General features: G+C 62.3%; 17 protein-coding genes and 2 pseudogenes. 6 read left to right on the top strand and 13 right to left on the bottom strand.

The window, feature by feature from the left end; genetic code table 11:
- Positions 1-3: 3 nt before the first annotated feature.
- The 8 genes from dmpG to cnbCb form a co-directional block, all read right to left on the bottom strand.
- Positions 4-1,041, bottom strand: a complete 1,038-nt coding sequence (gene dmpG / locus WS89_RS28565) for a 4-hydroxy-2-oxovalerate aldolase (RefSeq protein ID WP_059795443.1) — start codon at positions 1,039-1,041, stop codon at positions 4-6.
- A 10-nt stretch (positions 1,042-1,051) separates the two neighbouring features.
- The gene (locus tag WS89_RS28560) at positions 1,052-1,993 is read right to left on the bottom strand and encodes an acetaldehyde dehydrogenase (acetylating) (RefSeq protein ID WP_179949896.1); all 942 of its coding nucleotides are present in this window, start codon (positions 1,991-1,993) and stop codon (positions 1,052-1,054) included.
- 84 nt (positions 1,994-2,077) lie between these two features.
- Positions 2,078-2,509 carry a RidA family protein gene (locus WS89_RS28555; protein ID WP_059795436.1) on the bottom strand — a complete coding sequence of 144 codons (432 nt, stop codon included), beginning with the start codon at positions 2,507-2,509 and terminating at the stop codon, positions 2,078-2,080.
- Positions 2,510-2,514: 5 nt separating this feature from the next.
- Positions 2,515-3,285, bottom strand: a complete 771-nt coding sequence (locus WS89_RS28550) for a 2-keto-4-pentenoate hydratase (RefSeq protein WP_059795434.1) — start codon at positions 3,283-3,285, stop codon at positions 2,515-2,517.
- Between the two features lie 9 nt (positions 3,286-3,294).
- Complete coding sequence (locus WS89_RS28545; protein WP_059795432.1) at positions 3,295-4,080, bottom strand: 2-keto-4-pentenoate hydratase; 786 nt, start codon at positions 4,078-4,080, stop codon at positions 3,295-3,297.
- Complete coding sequence (locus WS89_RS28540; RefSeq protein WP_059795430.1) at positions 4,073-5,548, bottom strand: 2-hydroxymuconic semialdehyde dehydrogenase; 1,476 nt, start codon at positions 5,546-5,548, stop codon at positions 4,073-4,075. The genes WS89_RS28545 and WS89_RS28540 overlap by 8 nt, the downstream gene beginning before the upstream one ends.
- Before the next feature lie 107 nt (positions 5,549-5,655).
- Positions 5,656-6,471, bottom strand: a complete 816-nt coding sequence (locus WS89_RS28535; protein ID WP_059795428.1) for a tRNA U-34 5-methylaminomethyl-2-thiouridine biosynthesis protein — start codon at positions 6,469-6,471, stop codon at positions 5,656-5,658.
- Positions 6,472-6,522: 51 nt separating this feature from the next.
- Positions 6,523-7,437, bottom strand: coding sequence for a 2-aminophenol 1,6-dioxygenase subunit beta (gene cnbCb / locus WS89_RS28530; protein ID WP_059795426.1), 915 nt, complete (start codon positions 7,435-7,437; stop codon positions 6,523-6,525).
- 722 nt (positions 7,438-8,159) lie between these two features.
- On the opposite strand from cnbCb, the gene WS89_RS28525 reads away from it, so the two are divergent.
- Entirely contained in the window at positions 8,160-8,690 is a 531-nt protein-coding gene (locus WS89_RS28525; protein ID WP_059795425.1) for a MarR family winged helix-turn-helix transcriptional regulator, read from the top strand.
- 75 nt (positions 8,691-8,765) lie between these two features.
- On the opposite strand, the gene WS89_RS28520 is transcribed toward WS89_RS28525, so the two are convergent.
- The 3 genes from WS89_RS28520 to WS89_RS28510 form a co-directional block, all read right to left on the bottom strand.
- Positions 8,766-9,185: a RidA family protein gene (locus WS89_RS28520; RefSeq protein ID WP_257128256.1), complete on the bottom strand. Its 420-nt coding sequence runs from the start codon at positions 9,183-9,185 to the stop codon at positions 8,766-8,768.
- Positions 9,186-9,277: 92 nt separating this feature from the next.
- Positions 9,278-10,213 (bottom strand): N-acyl homoserine lactonase family protein, encoded by a 936-nt coding sequence (locus tag WS89_RS28515; RefSeq protein WP_179949895.1) that lies wholly within the window; start codon positions 10,211-10,213, stop codon positions 9,278-9,280.
- Between the two features lie 335 nt (positions 10,214-10,548).
- Positions 10,549-11,367 (bottom strand): AraC family transcriptional regulator, encoded by an 819-nt coding sequence (locus WS89_RS28510; protein WP_082741998.1) that lies wholly within the window; start codon positions 11,365-11,367, stop codon positions 10,549-10,551.
- Between the two features lie 90 nt (positions 11,368-11,457).
- Here WS89_RS28510 and WS89_RS28505 point away from each other — a divergent pair, with 90 nt between their 5' ends.
- The 4 genes and pseudogenes from WS89_RS28505 to WS89_RS28490 all read left to right on the top strand — a co-directional run.
- Entirely contained in the window at positions 11,458-12,642 is a 1,185-nt protein-coding gene (locus WS89_RS28505) for an MFS transporter (RefSeq protein WP_059795420.1), read from the top strand.
- A gap of 60 nt (positions 12,643-12,702) precedes the next feature.
- Complete coding sequence (locus tag WS89_RS28500) at positions 12,703-13,287, top strand: NAD(P)H-dependent oxidoreductase (RefSeq protein ID WP_059795418.1); 585 nt, start codon at positions 12,703-12,705, stop codon at positions 13,285-13,287.
- 309 nt (positions 13,288-13,596) lie between these two features.
- Positions 13,597-13,793: pseudogene (locus tag WS89_RS34885) on the top strand (hypothetical protein); the annotation flags it as partial.
- A gap of 83 nt (positions 13,794-13,876) precedes the next feature.
- Positions 13,877-14,485: pseudogene (locus tag WS89_RS28490) on the top strand (ATP-binding protein); the annotation flags it as partial.
- Between the two features lie 333 nt (positions 14,486-14,818).
- Here the strand turns inward: WS89_RS28490 and WS89_RS28485 are convergent.
- Complete coding sequence (locus WS89_RS28485) at positions 14,819-15,391, bottom strand: hypothetical protein (protein ID WP_059795411.1); 573 nt, start codon at positions 15,389-15,391, stop codon at positions 14,819-14,821.
- Positions 15,392-15,548: 157 nt separating this feature from the next.
- Here WS89_RS28485 and WS89_RS28480 point away from each other — a divergent pair, with 157 nt between their 5' ends.
- Positions 15,549-16,085, top strand: a complete 537-nt coding sequence (locus WS89_RS28480; protein WP_034208469.1) for a peroxiredoxin family protein — start codon at positions 15,549-15,551, stop codon at positions 16,083-16,085.
- A gap of 98 nt (positions 16,086-16,183) precedes the next feature.
- On the opposite strand, the gene WS89_RS28475 is transcribed toward WS89_RS28480, so the two are convergent.
- Positions 16,184-17,536, bottom strand: coding sequence for a sigma-54-dependent transcriptional regulator (locus WS89_RS28475; RefSeq protein ID WP_059506693.1), 1,353 nt, complete (start codon positions 17,534-17,536; stop codon positions 16,184-16,186).
- Positions 17,537-17,603 lie beyond the last annotated feature (67 nt).

Raw genomic sequence — 17,603 nt, 5'->3', positions numbered from 1 at the left:
GGGTCAGCGGTTGGCTGCGATCGCTGAATTGCACTGCGCATTCTGAAGATCGAGCGCGACGTCGACGATCATGTCTTCCTGGCCGCCGACCATCTTGCGGCGCCCGAGCTCGACGAGAATGTCCACCGTCTTCAGATCGTATCGCGCTGCGGCAGCTTCCGCGTGGCGCAAAAAGCTCGAGTACACGCCGGCATAGCCCAACGCGAGCGTTTCGCGATCGACGCGCACCGGCCGGTCTTGCAACGGACGGACGATATCGTCCGCGGCGTCCATGAGCTTGTACAGATCACAACCGTGGTTCCAGCCCATACGTTCTGCCGCGGCGATGAATACCTCCAGCGGTGCATTCCCCGCACCGGCGCCCATTCCCGCCAGGCTGGCATCGATACGGTCGCACCCCTCCTCCACGGCAACGATGGAGTTTGCTACGCCCAGACTGAGATTGTGGTGCGCATGTATGCCGGTTTGCGTTTCCGGCTTCAGCACATCCTTGAACGCGCGGAAACGATCGCGGACATCGTTCATGCTCAGCGCTCCGCCTGAATCGACCACATACACGCACGAAGCGCCATAGCTCTCCATGAGCTTCGCCTGCTCTGCGAGCTTTTGCGGTGTGTTCATGTGACTCATCATCAGGAACCCGACCGCGTCCATCCCCAGATTGCGGGCAAATTCGATGTGCTGCTTCGACACGTCGGCTTCGGTACAGTGCGTGGCGACGCGTACCACCCGAGCGCCGGCGTCATAGGCATTGCGCAAGTCGTGCACGGTGCCGACACCGGGAATCAGCAACGTCGCGACCTTCGCGTGCTTGACCGTATCGGCCACGGCTTCGATCCACTCGACGTCGGTGTGCGCACCAAACCCATAGTTGAAACTGGAACCGGACAAGCCGTCGCCGTGGGCAACTTCGAGACTATCGACGCGGGCCTCGTCCAACGCCTGCGCAATTTCTCGAACATTCTTGATGCTGTACTGATGACGAATGGCATGGCTGCCATCGCGCAGCGTGACGTCGGAAATGTAAAGCTTCTTGCTCATGATGCGGTCCTCAGGTGGCTTCTACCAGGCGCGTCTGCGCGAAACGCTCGGCACACGCAAGCGCGGCGGAGGTCATGATGTCGAGATTGCCCGCATAAGCAGGAAGGTAGTGCGCAGCCCCTTCGACTTCCAGAAAGACAGTGGTCTTCAAGCCCGACAGCTTTCCGAGGCCCGGCACGTTCAACGGGTTCGCCGCGGAGATTTCCTCGAACTGGACACGTTGCTTCAGCCGGTATCCGGGCACATAGCCCTGGACGGACTCCACCATCTCGGCGATGCTTTTCTCGATGGCCTTCGTATCCGCCATTTCCGATAGCGTGAACACGGTGTCGCGCATGATGAGCGGCGGCTCGGCCGGGTTGAGGATGATGATGGCCTTGCCGCGCGCGGCGCCGCCGATCACCTCGATCGCCTTCGACGTGGTCTCGGTGAACTCGTCGATGTTCGCCCGCGTACCGGGGCCGGCCGACTTGCTCGAGATCGAGGCAATGATTTCGCCGTAATGCACCTTCGCCACGCGCGAGACAGCCTTGACCATCGGAATGGTGGCCTGCCCGCCACACGTCACCATGTTGATGTTCGGCGAATCGAGATGCTCGTCGATATTGATCGCCGGAATCACGTACGGGCCGATCGCGGCCGGCGTGAGGTCGATCACTTGAACGCCCTTTGCCTGGAGCAGTTCGTTGTGGCGTTTGTGCGCGCCTGCCGACGTCGCGTCGAACACGATGCGGATGTCGCCGAAATTGGGCATTGCGAGGAGGCCGTCGATGCCGCCGGCCGTCACCGGTACATCAAGGCGCGCCGCGCGCGCCAGGCCATCCGATTGTGGATCGATGCCGACCATGGCGCCCATTTTCAGGGACTTGCCATGACGCAGGATCTTGATCATCAAGTCGGTGCCGATGTTGCCCGACCCGATGATCGCCGCTAGAACGCGATTCTCTGACACGATATTCTTCCTTTCGCTTGCGGGACCTACCGCGGACGCGGCGCCATGCCGGCCGCCACGAACGCCGTGGAGGACCCCTTCACTTCAACTGATTGGCTTGTATGCCACGACCTTCATTTCGATGACGAGATGAGGATGCGGCAGCTGATGCACAGCCACGGTCGTGCGCGTCGGCCCTTCCACATCGAAGAATTCCGAGTAGACCTGGTTGTACAGCGGGAAGTCGTTCATGTTGACCAGATAGCTGCACGCCTCGACCACATCCTTCAGGTCGGCGCCGGCGCTGCGGAGGATGTCGCGAATGTTCTGGATGACCTCTCGCGTCTGTACCTCGATATCCGGCCGTGCTCTGCCCGACGAATCGAGTTCCGCGCCGGCAATGGTGTTGTCCGCGCGCCGGGAACTCGTGCCCGATACGAACAGGAAATCCCCTGCACGCTTGATGTGCGGATACGCGCCGAGCGGCCGGGCTTTGCCCTCCACGACCGCCGCGTGATTTTGGACTGCATCTGTCATACCGTTCACTCCTCACGCCGGACGTTGAACGCCACCTTGCCCAGGTTCTGAAACTCGCAGCTCACCGCCACGCCGGGGCGCAACGCGACCGCCGCGGTTGCCGCTCCTGCCAGAATGAGACTGCCTGCTTCGAGCGCCTCGCCTTGCTGCGCCGCCAGGCGCGCGGCAGCGACCAACCCGCGAATCGGCGCGCCGAGGATGGCAGCGGTAGTCCCCATTTCCACGGGGCGACCATCGAAGGACATCACCAGCCCCAGGTTGCCCACATCGGTGTCCCGTGCGTGCCACTGACCCACCACGAAGCCAGACGACGACGCGTTGTCGGCCACGACATCGGGCAGCGAGAACTTGAAGTCGCGGTAGCGCGAATCGATCACTTCGAGCGCGGGCGCCACCGCCTCGACTGCGGCGAGAGCCTGCAGCGGCGTAACCTTGCCTTCGAGCCGCTTGCCCAGCAGAAAGCACACTTCCGGCTCGACTCGCGGATGAACGTAGTCCGACAGTGCGATGCTGCCGCCTTCCTCGACCCACATGTCGGATGTGAGCCGGCCCCAAATCAGATCGGAGACGCCCATCTGCGCCATCTTGGCCCGGCTCGTGAAACCCATCTTCATGCCGATCTGGTTCGCCCCACGCGCCAGACGATGACCTGTCAGTGCCCGCTGCACGGCATAGGCTTCTTCAAGCGTCACGGCATCGTCACCGGTCAATTGCGGCGTGGCCTGTCCGCTCACTGCAGCATCGTCGAGACGCTTGGCAATACGTTGAATTTTCATGAAATCTCCTCAACCGGCGTCGGCAAAGCGCGCACGTACGCTACCGAGACCCTGGATGCGCGCCTCGATGACGTCACCGGGGGAAACCGTGACAAGCGGCCCGAGGGCGCCGGTCAGCACCACGTCGCCAGCGCGCAGCGGCGTCCCCATGTCGACGAGGGTCCGCGCAAGCCAGAGCGCTGCGTTCAGCGGATGACCGAGACACGCGGCACCCACGCCGAGCGACACGGCGTCCCCCTTGCGCTCCATGATCATGCCGGCCAGCCGCAGGTCCAGATCGGCAAGCTTGACCGGACGCTGTCCCAGCACGTAGAGGCCCGCGGATGCATTGTCCGCAATGGTATCGAGAATATTGATGTCCCAGTTCGCGATGCGGCTTCCAACCACTTCGATGGCCGGCAGCACGTAAGCGGTCGCCGCCAGCAGATCGGTCATGACGATGTGTTCGCCGTCGAGGTCGCGCTCGAGCACCAGCGCCACCTCGGCCTCGCACTTCGGCTGCATCAACCGGGACCAGGCCATCTCCTCGTTGTCGTTGACCGCCATCGAGTCGAACAGCGTTCCGAAGTCGGGCTGATCGACGCCCAGTTGCTTCTGCACGGCGAGCGAAGTCAGTCCGATCTTGCGGCCGGTCACCCGGCGCCCTTCGCGTACCTGACGCTGCGTATTCAGGTCTTGTGCCGCGTACGCCTCCGCGACGCCGCCGGTGAAGTGCTCACGCACCGGCGCAATCGGCTGCCCCGCTCTCGCCGCCCGGTCGAGCAGGTCGGCCACGTGTTGGACTCGTTCAGACATGCTCGATCTCCTCGTCAACGCGCACGCAAACGTTGGTCAACTCCGAATAGAAATTGAGCGAATGCATCCCGCCCTCGCGTCCGATACCGGACAGGCCCGCCCCGCCAAACGGCGTGCGCAGGTCGCGCAGGAACCAGGTATTGACCCAGCTGATACCCACGCGCATCGACTCGCTCACACGATGCGCACGGCTCAGGTTCGACGTCCAGATCGTCGCGGCCAGGCCGTACCGCGTATCGTTAGCGCGGGCGATCACTTCGCGCTCGCTGTCGAACGGTGCAACATGGCAGATCGGCCCGAAGATTTCCTCGCGCACCGATCGCGCATCGTCCGGCAGGCCGGTGATCACCGTCGGCTCCACCCACGCGCCATCGTCACGCTCATCGCCGAAACGTAGCGCTTTGCCGCCGGTCAGGAAGGTTGCCCCTTCGTCGCGCGCCAGGCCGAAGTAGCTCATCACCTTGTCGCGATGCTTGGCCGAAATGAGCGGCCCCATGTGCGTATTCGGGTCGTTGGGCCAGTCGATCTTCATCGCTTTGATCCGCTCGACCAACGCCGCGCAGAATCGATCGAAGAGCGGCCGCTCGACATACACGCGTTCCGAACACAGGCACACTTGGCCGCTATTGAGGAATAGCGCACGCATCATGCCGTCGAGCATCTTGTCGAAATCGCAGTCCGCGAAAATGATCGCGGCATTCTTGCCGCCCAGCTCGAACGAAACCGGCTTAACCCCCTCCGCCGCTGCGCGCATGATCGTCGTACCCGTGCGCGACTCCCCGGTAAACGTGATGGCGCTGATGTCCGCATGACGCGAGATGAACTCGCCGGCGGAGTCCGGCCCAAAACCGTGGACCAGGTTGAACACACCGGGCGGTACACCGGCCGCTTCCATGACCTCGGCGAGCAACGTCGCGCTGCCCGGCGTTTCCTCGGAAGGCTTCACCACCACCGCGTTACCGCATGCCAGCGCCGGCGCGACCTTCCAGGTCAGCAACAGCAGCGGCAAGTTCCATGGGGAAATCACGCCCACGACGCCCAATGGTTTACGTGCAGCGTAGTTGAGCGCGTAGCCGCCATCGGCGAGATCCAGCCGATGACTGTCGAGCGGCGCGGTGGCGAGCATGTCGGCGAACGCGCGAAAGTTTGCGATGCCCCGCGGGATATCGATGCTGGACGCCATCGCAAGGGGCTTGCCGGTATCCGCCATCTCGGCGGCAAGGAAATCGTCCTGGCGGCGCTCCATCTCATCGGCAATACGGCGCAGCATGGCGACCCGCTCCACCGTTCCGGTGCGCCCCCACTCGCCCGCGACTGCCCGGTGCCCGGCCTTGACCGCCTGATCCACCAGATCCCGGCTTGCCTCATGGACTATCGCAACCAGAGAACCGTCGACAGGGCTGATATCTTCGAACGTCCGCGTGCTTTCGACCCATCGGCCATCTACGAAATTTCGATAGTGCTTCATCCGTTTTACCTTGATTACGCCGACTCGCGACTTTCGCCGCGCATGTCGAACTGTTTAGCTTCCGGTTCGAACTGTGACCGAACGGGCAGCCCCGTTCGGCCCCGGCATCAAATCCGGAATTCAATGACCGCGGCGCCGCTCCCATACAGCGGGCCGTAGTGGTGAACCTTGGCGCCTGCGAAACTGCCGCCGAGCGCACCGAGCACCCAACTGAAGTGCTTGCCGCCCATGTCGACACGCGCACCCTTTGCGTAGGCGGGGAACAGCTCCCGAATCGAGTCGGAATCGCCTGCTTCAAACAGTGCCAGCATCCGCCGGTTCCACTCGTCTTCCTCCGGCTTGACGATGTGATCGGTACCGGGATCGATATCCTTCGTGAAAACACTCCCGGACAGTCCTCCCACACCCACGACGGCGACCTTCTTCCCCTGCTGCTGCGCACTGGAGACCGCGATAGACGCCAGCTTTGCCGTCGCCTCGCCGTTGTCGTAGAGATTGTTGGACGCCACCACCAGCGGCAGATCCTCCCCTCCGATCCCCAAGCCGCTGCTGGCGACGATCGTGCCGGTGTCGATCGGGAAGTTCTGATAATCCGCGCCGCGCGCGTTGATACCCTGGTTCTGGCAAGACTGAATGCACAGCGTCGCGAGATCCACGTCGCTATAGAGGTCGTACTGCAACTCGCCGAACTCGTGCCAGTTCTCGTCGACGTGTACGTCCTGGCTGCGCCGTCGGGTCAGCCAGATTTCGTCGAGCACGGCAAACCATTGTGTCGAGTACACCAGCACGACATCGGGTTTGGACGCTTTCAATGCCGTGCCGGCCTGTTGCATGGCCAGCTTGAATTGATGCCATCCCGGCACGTCGGAACGAAGCTCGGGCAGCGGACTACCGGGAACAATGAACGCGGAAACAATAGACATGATGTTCACACTCTAGAAAGGGACCAGGGAAGCTCGTTTGCGCGCCTGCTATCAGGACACCGTAGCTTCGTGCGCAAGACCGGCTTTGACGAGGTTCCACTCCATCACGGCATTGCCCGTGCCGATGACGGTGCCGTAACCATGCAACTCCGCAGCCAGTTCCGGGTATTGCATCGCCGCATGCATCCAGGTAAACGCCCCGGACTTGACTTCGGCGAACGCCTCGTCGATAAATTGCGGCAGCAGGCGGAACACCTCCTTCATTTCCCCGCGACGCATCAGGTCGATCATGCGCATGTCCCATTGATAGCCGGCGTGGCTGAACGGGTGCTCTTGGCTCATGTCTTCCGGCGGAACCGGCTCTTGGTGAAAATGCCAGTGCGACAGCGTATTCGACGCCAGCAGGACCGCGCGCTTGCCCGACTTGATGATCGCTTCACGCGTCGCCTGCCCCAGCAAATCCATCTCGGCCAAACCTTCCTTCATGCTCAGGTAGTACGGCGTGTTGTTTGCCGAGATACCGACCACCGGAATGTCCCATTGGGGGCGGATCATGTGGAGCGTGGTGATGGTTCCATAGTCCACACGGAAGCGCGGATTGCGCATCATCTTCGTTTCGAGGCCGAGCTTGCGACCTTCTTCGCAACACGCCTCGGCCAGCTCGACGTCGACGTCCAGCGAATATTCGAAGCGGAACAGATTCGGAAAGATCGGATCGACCGATCGTCCCGACAGGTGCTCGACGCCGAGAAAATGGTGCCCCACCGATGTGATCCAGTGCGGCGAGTGAACCAGCAATACGTCAGGCTTCAGCTCGTCCAGACTCTTGCGCGCCCGCTCGTATGCCCAGCGCAGTTGCTCCCAGCCGCCCGACGATTTGGGTTCGTTCTGGGGAGGGTTCTCCGCATAGAGCATGTGCGGAGGATGGGGGGCCAGCAAACCGCTAACGATTTCTCCGGTGGCCATACTTTCTCTCCTACCTTTCTGGAAGTGGAACGTTCACGTTGATCACGGCCGCCGCCCTTCGGCTTCTTTCGTTGACGTCATCCTTCGAATCGGACGCTCGTCCATGACCGGTTTATGGTTTGAAAACCGCTTACCCGTCTTGCACCTTCTCCGCTACCGCCTTTCTCTCGAATCAACAATGTACGTATACGTACTTTGTTGATTCGATGATAGGAGCCGTGTCGCCATGGTGTCAAGGGTTCAAATTTGCATACACTATAGGTACAAACCCTGCCGACGGATCATCAGTTCAGTCGGGGATTACTGCACTTTTAAAGGGCATTTCTCGCACCGTGTGGGCCTGCCCAGGGTCCACGATGAAGCAATGGCCATGATCGCCGTTTTTGCCGCACCACGATGAACCACCGCAACATGCCATTGATTCAATATAATACGTGTACGTAAGTTATGGGCGTGTTCTTGAGCGTCGAAGAACCGCTGACGTGTCGATGAGCGGCGCCGCCGCCATCGAACCGCGCGCAGTCGAACTGGCTCCTGCTGTGCACGGCGGCCAGTCGTGCGCCGGCTCCCGATCGCGGTCCCATGCCAGTTGAACCGCGCAGCCGAACCATCGATAATGGCAACTGTTTCCTTTCACCGTATTCGTGTTCCTTTCACTTCGTCTCACGTCTGGAGCCCGATTACCCGAACGACCTCTTTCTCATTCGACTGTCTTCTTTCCTATGCCTTCACCCAAGAAGAACGACAAACCCGCAAAGAACAAGTCGGCGGACTCCAGCTCGATCGGCCTGTCAAAGGAAGCACAACATGCTCTGGATCACTTCCGCCTGGAAGAGGTCGCCTCTCACCTGCTGAGGCGAGCACACTTCATTGCCGAAGACATATTCAGCCGGGAATTCGCATCCGAATCGCTGACGCCGCGGCAAAAGGCCGCCCTCGTGGTGGTCGCTCAACACCCCGGCCTGAAGCAAAGCGAGTTGGCCGACCAGCTGCACATGGACAGAAACACGATCGCTGAGATGGTGAAAAGGCTCTGCGCGAATGAGATGCTCGTCCGGAGTCCTTCGGAAGACGACCAGCGAGCGTATCGCCTGTACATCGCCAAAAACGGCATCGAGACGCTGAACCGTGTGTTGCCACGAGACGCCGGAGTCGAGAAAAAGCTGCTTGATAAACTACCGGAAGAATACCGACCGCTTTTTGTGAAGTGCCTGAAACTGATCGTCGAATCGGAGCACGAAGCCGGTTTGTAGCCCTCATTCCTTGCACGCATCGGAAATCGGGGCACGCCGGGCGTGCACCCGATGCATCTGCCACACCGCCGGCGTTCAGCTCCGCCGCTCCTCCGACACGAGCTGAAATTCGATCTCCACGGCAGCCCCAAGCGGCAATCCGCTGACGGTCACAAACGTTCTGGCGGGCGGCTCGATATGTTCGAACGCTTCCTCCCACGCCTCATTTACCGCTGCGGCCTCTGCCGTGTTTGCACAGAACACCCGCGCCACGGCGAGGTCCGAAAGAGCCCAGCTCTGTTCATCGCATAGCCGCTTCAGGTTTCGGAGGATTTGTACCGTCTGCCCATATGCCCCGCCGTCAGCGAGGCGACCGGTCGATGGGTCCAGCCCAACGAGACCCGAAACAAAAACGAAGGGGCCGAGCCGCACGACCGGGCTATAGCGAAAGCGTGGCGTTGGCAGAACGTTCGACGAAACAATTTCACGATGCATGGTCACCCCGAGAGTTTGCATGTTGGGATTCGATCATTTATCGAGGCAGCGAGGTAGCACTGCGGGCAGACGGGTTCCGAGTGTCGCCCGGCTGTCCGCGAAACGCACCGCGTTCAAATAGTGATGATCTTCGCCGCGGTTACATCGGGACGCCGTGACGTATCACCTTCTTTCAGATTGACCTCGGCAATCTGATTCCCGTTCGGCGGTGCTTCCCAGGACGAGTGACGATTCCAGACCTCCGGATCGTGACCGGGGATGACTCGCTCCGTCTTCTGCTTGAGTAATTCGCGCATCTGGCGGTACACGAGAATCTGATTGAATGCGTTGCCCTGGTGATAGCCAGGCGGCCACATGCGATCAATATTCGAGTACCAGTAGACAATGTCACCGGCAGCGACGAACGGGCCGTTGCGTGTATTCACTTCGAACCACTGCGAACCGAACGTATGACTGTCCTTGGCGAGGCGAGCCGTGATGCCCGGCAAGACCTCTTCGTCGCCGCGGATAAACTTGATTCGACCTTCCGAAACGCCCTGCGCCGCACGGATCAGATCCATCGGATCGAACGAGGAGAACACCCACGCCTTCTCTTCTTCGGTTTCGTGCTGATGGACCGCACAGACCGCCTGCGACCAGCCCAGATACTCGTCGAGCTGCACATACAGCTTTGCGTTCGGGAAAGCTTCGAAATTGCCCATGTGGTCGAAGTGCATGTGCGTCACCAGGATCGTATCGACGTCCTCCGGCGCAAAACCGATGCGTCCCAATACGTCTCGCGGCTCTTCCCAGCTGGAGAACGGGTAGCGCGTCAGCCAATGATCGTTGCGAAATCCGCAATCGACGAGCGCAACATGCTGCTTTCCGCCGACCTCGCCCCCAACCAGTAATGTGTAGATCATGGGGATTCGGATGGTGCCGGCGTTGCTGTAGATGCCAGCGCCGCCGAAAAAGTCCTGCGGCATATCAGCCTGGCAATATGCGAGCGCCCAGATCGAGTAATCCGTGTCTCGCATAGGTTGGGAGCCGATGATGGATGGGGCGCTCACGTGAGTCTCCTGACATGAATGATGCATGTGAAACTTCGTATACCGAATTAAACCGGCTATTGGACAACGCCCCGCACGAAACCGTATCAACTGACAAGAACCGCTCGCAGAGCAGACGTAGCGCCCCGAAACCTTATGGATACGTATGGGGTCACGGGGACGTCAAGACACTCGGTTCCGTCCATCAGCGGCCGGCAGCTGCGTCGGCATAAAATACGTACACGTACTTTATGTGAACCGATCTTAGTTGCGCCGCCGAACAGCTGTCAAGGAATACAAAAATGCCCGCGTGTAGGTGAAAACCCGCTCGTTCGTTGAACGTAGGGCAAGGATCACTACGGAGCTTCAGGGTCGCGGTTGCGCAGACTGGAGAAATACTGGGTTGGCGACTTGCCCAGCGCCTTTTTGAACATGGTGATAAATGCGGTGACCGAGTCATAGCCGAGAAGGCCTGCAACCCGCTGGACTGACGTCCCGTCGGCCAGTTGTCGAAGGGCGACGATGAGATGCAACTGCTGGCGCCAGCGTCCAAACGTCAAGCCCGTCTCGCGAACCACGAGTCGGGCCAGGGTTCTGTCGCTCATCGCAAGGTGCGCAGCCCACTGGGAAAGCGTTGTGCGGTCAGACGGGTCCGCGGAGAGGGTTTCCAGCATACGCCTGATCGCTGGCGCTTGCGAAATCGGCAGATGCAGTTGCTGGACAGGTGCCTCTGCCAGTTGGTCCAGCAACACGGCCACCACTTTTTCAGTTTTGCTTCCACGCGGGTAAGCCGGTTCCCCGCGGGCCAGGTGGCGAATCAGCTCACGCAACAGCGGCGTGATCGCCAGCGTACAGCAGTAATCCGGCATCCGGACAGCGCCCGGCTCGATGAAGAGGAAATAGAGTTGAGCGTCGGGCGATGCGCGACTGCTATGGGGTATTCCCCCAGGGATCCAGACCGCGTGCTGAGGCGGCACGAACCACAGAGCCTGCGGGACTTCGCAAGTCGCCGAGCCCTGGATCATCAGGATCAACTGTCCCTTGCGATGGCTGTGTTGAGGATGCTCGGATTGTTCCCCTTCCAAGTGCACCCGTATCGCGACTGCGGGCTGCTTGAAATCGTCTGAGTTGAAATGCTTGGGAGAGGTGACTCGCATCCTGGACGACATTGTCATATTTTAGAGATCATTGGTCACTTCTTCTATATTAGTTCGTTCGCAGAATCCGTAAAGTCGGAGGCTCCCTATCAAAGAATCGTTTTCTTCGTGACTTTTTCAACAACCCGCCGGGCACCTTCGGACCTCGCTCTGATTGCCGGTATCCTGCTTCTCGCGTTGAATCTCCAGGCTCCATTTACCGGACTGGCCCCCGTGCTTGCCTTTATTCAGAGAGACTTCAACCTGAGCACGGCGGCAGTGGGTGCCCTCTCGTCGCTGCCATTGCTCGCGTTCGCTGCCTTTTCGCCGGTCAGTTCAGCAATAGCCCGTAAGGTGGGGCTCGAGCGGACCATCGTCGGAGCATTGGCACTCGTCGCGCTGGGTATTGCGCTGCGCTCCTCCGGCGCTATATGGCTGCTGTATTTCGGCACCGCGGTGATTGGTGTCGGCATTGCATTCGGTAACGTGCTACTGCCCAGCCTGATCAAGCGCGACTTCGCGGGCAGCGTTGCCTCGCTCACAGGCGCTTATGCGCTGACAATGGGCGCCAGCGGCGCGCTCGGCTCAGCGCTGGTCACCCCGCTGGCGCAGGCCTACGGCTGGCAAGCCGCTCTTGCCGCATTCATTCTGCTGCCCGGCATCGCGTTGGCCGTGTGGGCGCCTCGGCGTCATGCGCATCGGAACGAGGCCTTGGCCCGAAGCGCTCGGTCGGCGCAACCAACGAACGTCTGGCGGTCCGCCCTGGCATGGCAGGTGACCCTGTTCATGGGCTTCAACGCCATGATCTTCTACATAGCCGTCAGTTGGCTTCCCACCATCCTGATCGACCAGGGCCTGCCGCCTGCGCAAGCCGGCTCCATGCACGGCGTGCTGCAACTCGCGACAGCCATCCCCGGACTGATTCTCGCGCCCGTCATTCGACGCATGCCGGATCAGCGGCCGGCGGCTGTATCGGTCAGCTTAATATCCACAGCGTCGCTGCTCGGGCTGATCTACCTGCCGGGCCTGGCTATGGTTTGGGCTGCGCTGCTGGGCTTCGGAAGTGGGGCAAGCATGATTCTCGGCCTGTCCTTCATCGGCCTGCGCACCCGCTCCGCCGAGGCCGCGGGGGCGCTTTCCGGCATGGCGCAATGCATCGGTTATCTGATGGCGGCGGCTGGTCCGATGGTCGTGGGTGCACTCCACGACTGGCAACGAGGCTGGTCGGTTGCGCTGCTCATGGCAGCAGGTATCGCGCTCCTCGGGGCATGGGCCGGACTACTCGCGGGCAGGAAAATCCACGTCGAGGCCTGACCTCCAGCAAACAAGCCGGTAACGACAAGCGACATATCACACCAATCTCAAAGGAACATCGTGAGCAAAATACTGATCATCAATGGCGCCAAGCGCTTCCCGCCCTCCAAGGGCTCGCTCAACCACAAGTTCGCGCAGGTCGCCGCCGAGCATCTCGTCGGACTCGGCCACTCCGTGAGCACTATCGTTGTCGATGACGGATACGACATCGAACAGGAAGTTCAAAAGATAGCCCAGAGCGACGTAATCATCTACCAGATGCCTGCGTGGTGGATGGGGGCACCCTGGACTATCAAGAAATATTTGGACGAAGTGTTTACCACTGGTTATGGCGTGCTGTACGCGAGCGATGGCAGAACCCGCAGCGACCCTGCAAAGAAGTACGGCTCGGGCGGCTTGCTGCATGGCAAAAGATACATGCTCTCCCTTACGTGGAACGCGCCTCTCGAAGCGTTCAACGATCCCGACCAGTTTTTTGAAGGTGTCGGCGTGGAAGCTGTCTATTTGCCGTTCCACAAGGCAAATCAGTTTTTGGGACTTGAGCCCATTCCGTCATTCATTGCCAACGACGTAGAAAAGAATCCTCAGATCGAAGCCGATCTGGATCGGTTCGCCGCGCACCTGGACGAACATTTCCGCTCCTGAGTTTGAATGGAAGACCTGAGAGCCTGTTTAAGAAATCTCCGCGTGCGTGGGTCCGTCGCCGAGCGGCTGATCGAGCCGCGCTTGGGACTCTATCGGCCTCAGAATCTATCTGATGAGGGTAGCGAGGACAAGGAGATGGCACCTGACTGAGTCCGCTTGAAAAGCGCGCGCTCATGACGGCTGGAGCCGTCGCACTGGTTTGCTCTATCCTGCTTGTCGCGGCGATTGCGTGGTCGGGTAGCCTGATCGCCACGGCACGCCTAGACAGCCTCGATCCCGAAGCGTATCTCGCCCACATGCTCGACGCGCGATCTCGAACATCCGGAAGCGCCGCACACCACCTGCGCGGCCTATCCGACTGCGTCGCGATCCTATCGCCCGACTTCCCGGCCAATGCCCCGGCCAATGAGCAGCGCCTCGACGCGCAGGTCGAATGGTTCGCGCGCGTGTTCGGCGATCGCGCTTGGGTCGCACTCACGCTGGACGCTCGCGCGATGGACGACATCCAATATTCCGCTCATTCGATTTCAAGGGTATCGCGTCAGTGCGAGGCTCTCCGGCAACCATCGAATGATCGCCGGCTGTAACGCTAGACGAACTGCCGGAATTCGACCGGCACGTACTGGAAATGCTGCGCGAGCCGCTCGAAGCCGGCCGCATCACGATCTCGCGCGCGGCGCAGCAGGCCGACTTCCCCGCCGCGTGCCAGCTGATCGCCGCGATGAACCCGTGCCCGTGCGGCTGGCACGGCGATCCGTCCGGGCGCTGCCGCTGCTCGCCGGACGTGGCCGCCCGCTATCTGCGCAAGCTGTCGGGGCCGCTGCTCGACCGCATCGACATCCAGATCGACCTGCCCGCGCTGTCGCCGGCCGAACTCGCGACCCGAGCGACGGCGCCCGGCGAACCGAGCGCGGCGGTGGCGGCCCGGGTCGCGCAGGCGCGTGCGCTGCAGCTCGATCGGCAGGGCAAGACGAATCACATGCTGAGCGGCCGCGAAACCGACGACCTGTGCCGGCCGACCGACGAAGGCGAGCGGCTGCTGCGCGAGGCCGGCGAGCGCTTCGGCTGGTCGGCGCGTGCGTATTTCCGCGTGCTGAAAGTCGCGCGGACGATCGCCGATCTGGCCGGCGACCCGCTGCCGACGGCCGCGCAGATCGCCGAGGCGATCCGCTACCGGCGCGCGTTGACCGGGCTGTGAGCGGCCCAGGAGGACAAAATCATGCTGTCAAGACTTGACTTATGCACAATTCCGCGAATCCGGCCCCGGATCGCGGCTCGCCGCGGCCTTTGCCGGACGGAATTCGTATCCCTTTGTTTCGATTGATTTTTCTCAAAAGGAGAACGGGCGGCCAAACGGGCCGGAAGGCCGTCCCGCGCGGCTTCGCGAGAAATACCGGCCACTTTTCAACAAAGTTATCCACATGCGCTGTGGATAGCCGAAAAACCCTCGCAAAATCTGGCGATTAGCGTCGAAAGCTGCGAATGAACTTTCAATTGTCACGGCGTGTCCGAGCGCCCTCGCCGGCCGTCGTCAATCCAGCTTGAACGAACCGAAAAACTGGTCGAGTTGCTCCTGCGCGAGCGGCCCATCGGCGATCACGACAGCCTGGTACGCGTGCCGGCCGCGCGCGGCGAGCCGCGCGACGATCGTCTTGCGCGCGCGATCGCCGCCGGCGGCGGCACCCGCGATGCGCAGCTCGAGCCCGTTCACGGCGCCGCCGGCTGCGAGGGGCACGGGCACCGTCGCCGTCTGCGGCGCGCCTTCGAGGTTACGCGACAGCCCTGCGCGCAGGAATTCGAGCGCCGCGCGGCGTGTGTCGTCGCGGTCGTCGGGCAACGTCAGCGTGCCGACCGCGAATACCGCGCCGTCGACGTGCGCGGCCTGCATCCGCATCGGCATCGACGTACCGCCGAGCGCCACCGGCTGCTCCTCGACGGTCGGCTTCGCCGGCAGGTCGATCGTGTAGCCGGCGTCGTTGTGCAACGTGCGCCAGTCGTACGACGGCGAGCACGCGGCCAGCGCGGCGCTCAGGCAGGCCAGCGCGGCGAAGTGTCGCAGCGGGCGAAAAAGGGGACGCAACGAATCGGTGACTTCCTTCGGCATGGCGTGGATCGCGGCAGGCAAAACCACCATTATCCGTCGAACCGGAAAACCGGAATGCGCGGCCGCCGCCGGTGCGCGCACCGCATTCGCGCTAAAATGAGCGCCGAATTTCGACGTCCTTTGCGTCGATCAGCGTCATCGACTCCGAGAGCACCAGATGAACACCACGCCTTCCGCCCGCCGCAGTGCCGGCCCCGTCCGCTACCTCGCCGCGGCCGCCGTCGTCGCGGCGATCGCCGTCGCCGGCTTCTTCGCGTTCAACGGCAAGTCCAGCGTGCCGGACGCGACCTTCACGCTGCTGTCGGGCCAGAAAGTCTCGACCGCCGGCGACCTGAAGGGCAAGGTCTATCTCGTGAACTTCTGGGCGACGAGCTGCGCGACCTGCATGCAGGAAATGCCGCAGATGGTCGACACCTACAATCGCTTCAAGGGTCAGGGGCTGGAGTTCGTCGCGGTCGCGATGAACTACGATCCGCCGATGTACGTCGCGAATTACGCGCAGACGCGCCAGTTGCCGTTCAAGGTCGCGCTCGACGACGGCAGCGTCGCGAAGCAGTTCGGCAACGTGCAACTCACGCCGACGACCTTCGTCGTCGACAAGGACGGCAAGATCCTGAAGCGCTACGTCGGCGCGCCGCAATTCGCGGAACTCGACGCGCTGCTCAAGAAGGCGCTCGACGGCAACGCGGCCTGAGCACCGCCGGATCCGGCCGGAAAGCGCGCGCGCCGCGCCCCGCCGGCAAGAAATGGACCGCATGACCGGGCAACCCGGTTTCGCGGTCCGTTTGCTTTTCAGCGCTCGGTTTCGCCTTTCGCCGACAGCCCGTAGCGCTTCATCTTCTCGTACAGCGTCGCCTTGCCGACATGCAGCCGGTCGGCCGTTGCCGCGACCGCGCCGCCCGTCTGGTTCAGCGCCTGGGCGATCACTGCGCGCTCGAATTGCTCGACGCGCTCCTTCAGCGTCTGGTCGTTGTCGGCGTCGTCGCCCGCACCTGTTTGCTGCGGCACGTCGGCCACGCCGAGCACGAAGCGGTCGGCGGCGTTGCGCAGCTCGCGCACGTTGCCCGGCCAGTCGCGCTGCATCAGGCTCGCGCGCTGCCGGTCGGTCAGCACCGGCGCGGGCCGGCCGTAGCGCACGGCCGCATCGAGCATGAAGTGCTCGAACAGCGGCACGATGTCCTCGCGGCGCTCGGCGAGCGGCGGCAACGCGATCGTCACGACGTTGAGCCGGTACAGCAGGTCGCGCCGGAACGTGCCGGCCGCGACGAGCTCGCTCATGTCGCCCTTCGCGGCCGCGACCACGCGGCAGTTTACGCGGATCGGCTGGTTCGAGCCGAGCCGCTCCAGCACGCCGTCCTGCAGCACGCGCAGCAGCTTCACCTGCAACGCGAGCGGCATGCTTTCGATTTCGTCGAGGAACAGCGTGCCGCCGGACGCGTATTCGAGCTTGCCGACGCGCCGCTTCGCGGCGCCGGTGAACGCACCGGGCTCGTAGCCGAACATCTCCGACTCGAACATCGGCTCGGGCAGCGCGCCGCAGTTCACGGCGATGAACGGCTTGTCGCGGCGCGGCGACAACTCGTGCAGGCTGCGTGCGATCAGCTCCTTGCCGGCGCCCGTGTCGCCGTTGATCAGTACCGACGCGTCGGTCGGCGCGACGTTCGCGATCAGCTTGCGCACCTGCTCGATCGCGGGGCTGCGGCCGATGATGCGCGGCGCGACGACGTTCTGCCCGGCCAGCTCGCGCCGCAGCGCGTGATTCTCGAGCACGAGCTCGCGGCGCTCGAGCGCGCGGCGCACCGTCTCGATCAGGCGCTCGGCCGCGAACGGCTTTTCGATGAAGTCGTAGGCGCCGTCGCGCATCGCCTGCACGGCCATCGAGATGTCGCCGTGCCCGGTGACGAGGATCACCGGCACGTCGGGCACGCGCTCGCGGCACTGCGCGAGCACGTCGAGCCCGCTCGCGCCGGGCAGCCGGATGTCGCTGACGATCACGCCGGCGGTATCCGCGACGATCGCCTTCTCGGCCGCTTCGGCCGACTCGAAGCCGGCGACGTCGAAGCCCGCCAGTTGAAGGCTCTGCACGCTCGCCCGGCGCACGAGCGCATCGTCTTCGATATAGATCACTTGCAGCCGGTTGGCCATCGTACTCACTTGCTCCTGACGAGCCGCGCGCGGCTCTCGTTGATGCCGGTCGTTCGCCGACCGGGCC

It is taken from the genome of Burkholderia sp. MSMB1072 (assembly GCF_001524725.1).
Taxonomy (GTDB): domain Bacteria; phylum Pseudomonadota; class Gammaproteobacteria; order Burkholderiales; family Burkholderiaceae; genus Burkholderia.
Note: the sequence above shows the minus strand (reverse complement) of the source record. Positions and strands in the feature narration are given on the sequence as shown.

Coding starts and splice junctions, on each gene's coding strand:
- dmpG (WP_059795443.1), bottom strand. CDS start 1,041: ATGAGCAAGAAGCTTTACATTTCCGACGTCACGCTGCGCGATGGCAGC.
- WS89_RS28480 (WP_034208469.1), top strand. CDS start 15,549: ATGAACACCACGCCTTCCGCCCGCCGCAGTGCCGGCCCCGTCCGCTAC.
- WS89_RS28475 (WP_059506693.1), bottom strand. CDS start 17,536: ATGGCCAACCGGCTGCAAGTGATCTATATCGAAGACGATGCGCTCGTG.
- WS89_RS28555 (WP_059795436.1), bottom strand. CDS start 2,509: ATGACAGATGCAGTCCAAAATCACGCGGCGGTCGTGGAGGGCAAAGCC.
- WS89_RS28550 (WP_059795434.1), bottom strand. CDS start 3,285: ATGAAAATTCAACGTATTGCCAAGCGTCTCGACGATGCTGCAGTGAGC.
- WS89_RS28525 (WP_059795425.1), top strand. CDS start 8,160: ATGCCTTCACCCAAGAAGAACGACAAACCCGCAAAGAACAAGTCGGCG.
- WS89_RS28545 (WP_059795432.1), bottom strand. CDS start 4,080: ATGTCTGAACGAGTCCAACACGTGGCCGACCTGCTCGACCGGGCGGCG.
- WS89_RS28535 (WP_059795428.1), bottom strand. CDS start 6,471: ATGTCTATTGTTTCCGCGTTCATTGTTCCCGGTAGTCCGCTGCCCGAG.
- WS89_RS28520 (WP_257128256.1), bottom strand. CDS start 9,185: ATGCAAACTCTCGGGGTGACCATGCATCGTGAAATTGTTTCGTCGAAC.
- WS89_RS28510 (WP_082741998.1), bottom strand. CDS start 11,367: ATGACAATGTCGTCCAGGATGCGAGTCACCTCTCCCAAGCATTTCAAC.
- WS89_RS28540 (WP_059795430.1), bottom strand. CDS start 5,548: ATGAAGCACTATCGAAATTTCGTAGATGGCCGATGGGTCGAAAGCACG.
- cnbCb (WP_059795426.1), bottom strand. CDS start 7,437: ATGGCCACCGGAGAAATCGTTAGCGGTTTGCTGGCCCCCCATCCTCCG.
- WS89_RS28485 (WP_059795411.1), bottom strand. CDS start 15,391: ATGCCGAAGGAAGTCACCGATTCGTTGCGTCCCCTTTTTCGCCCGCTG.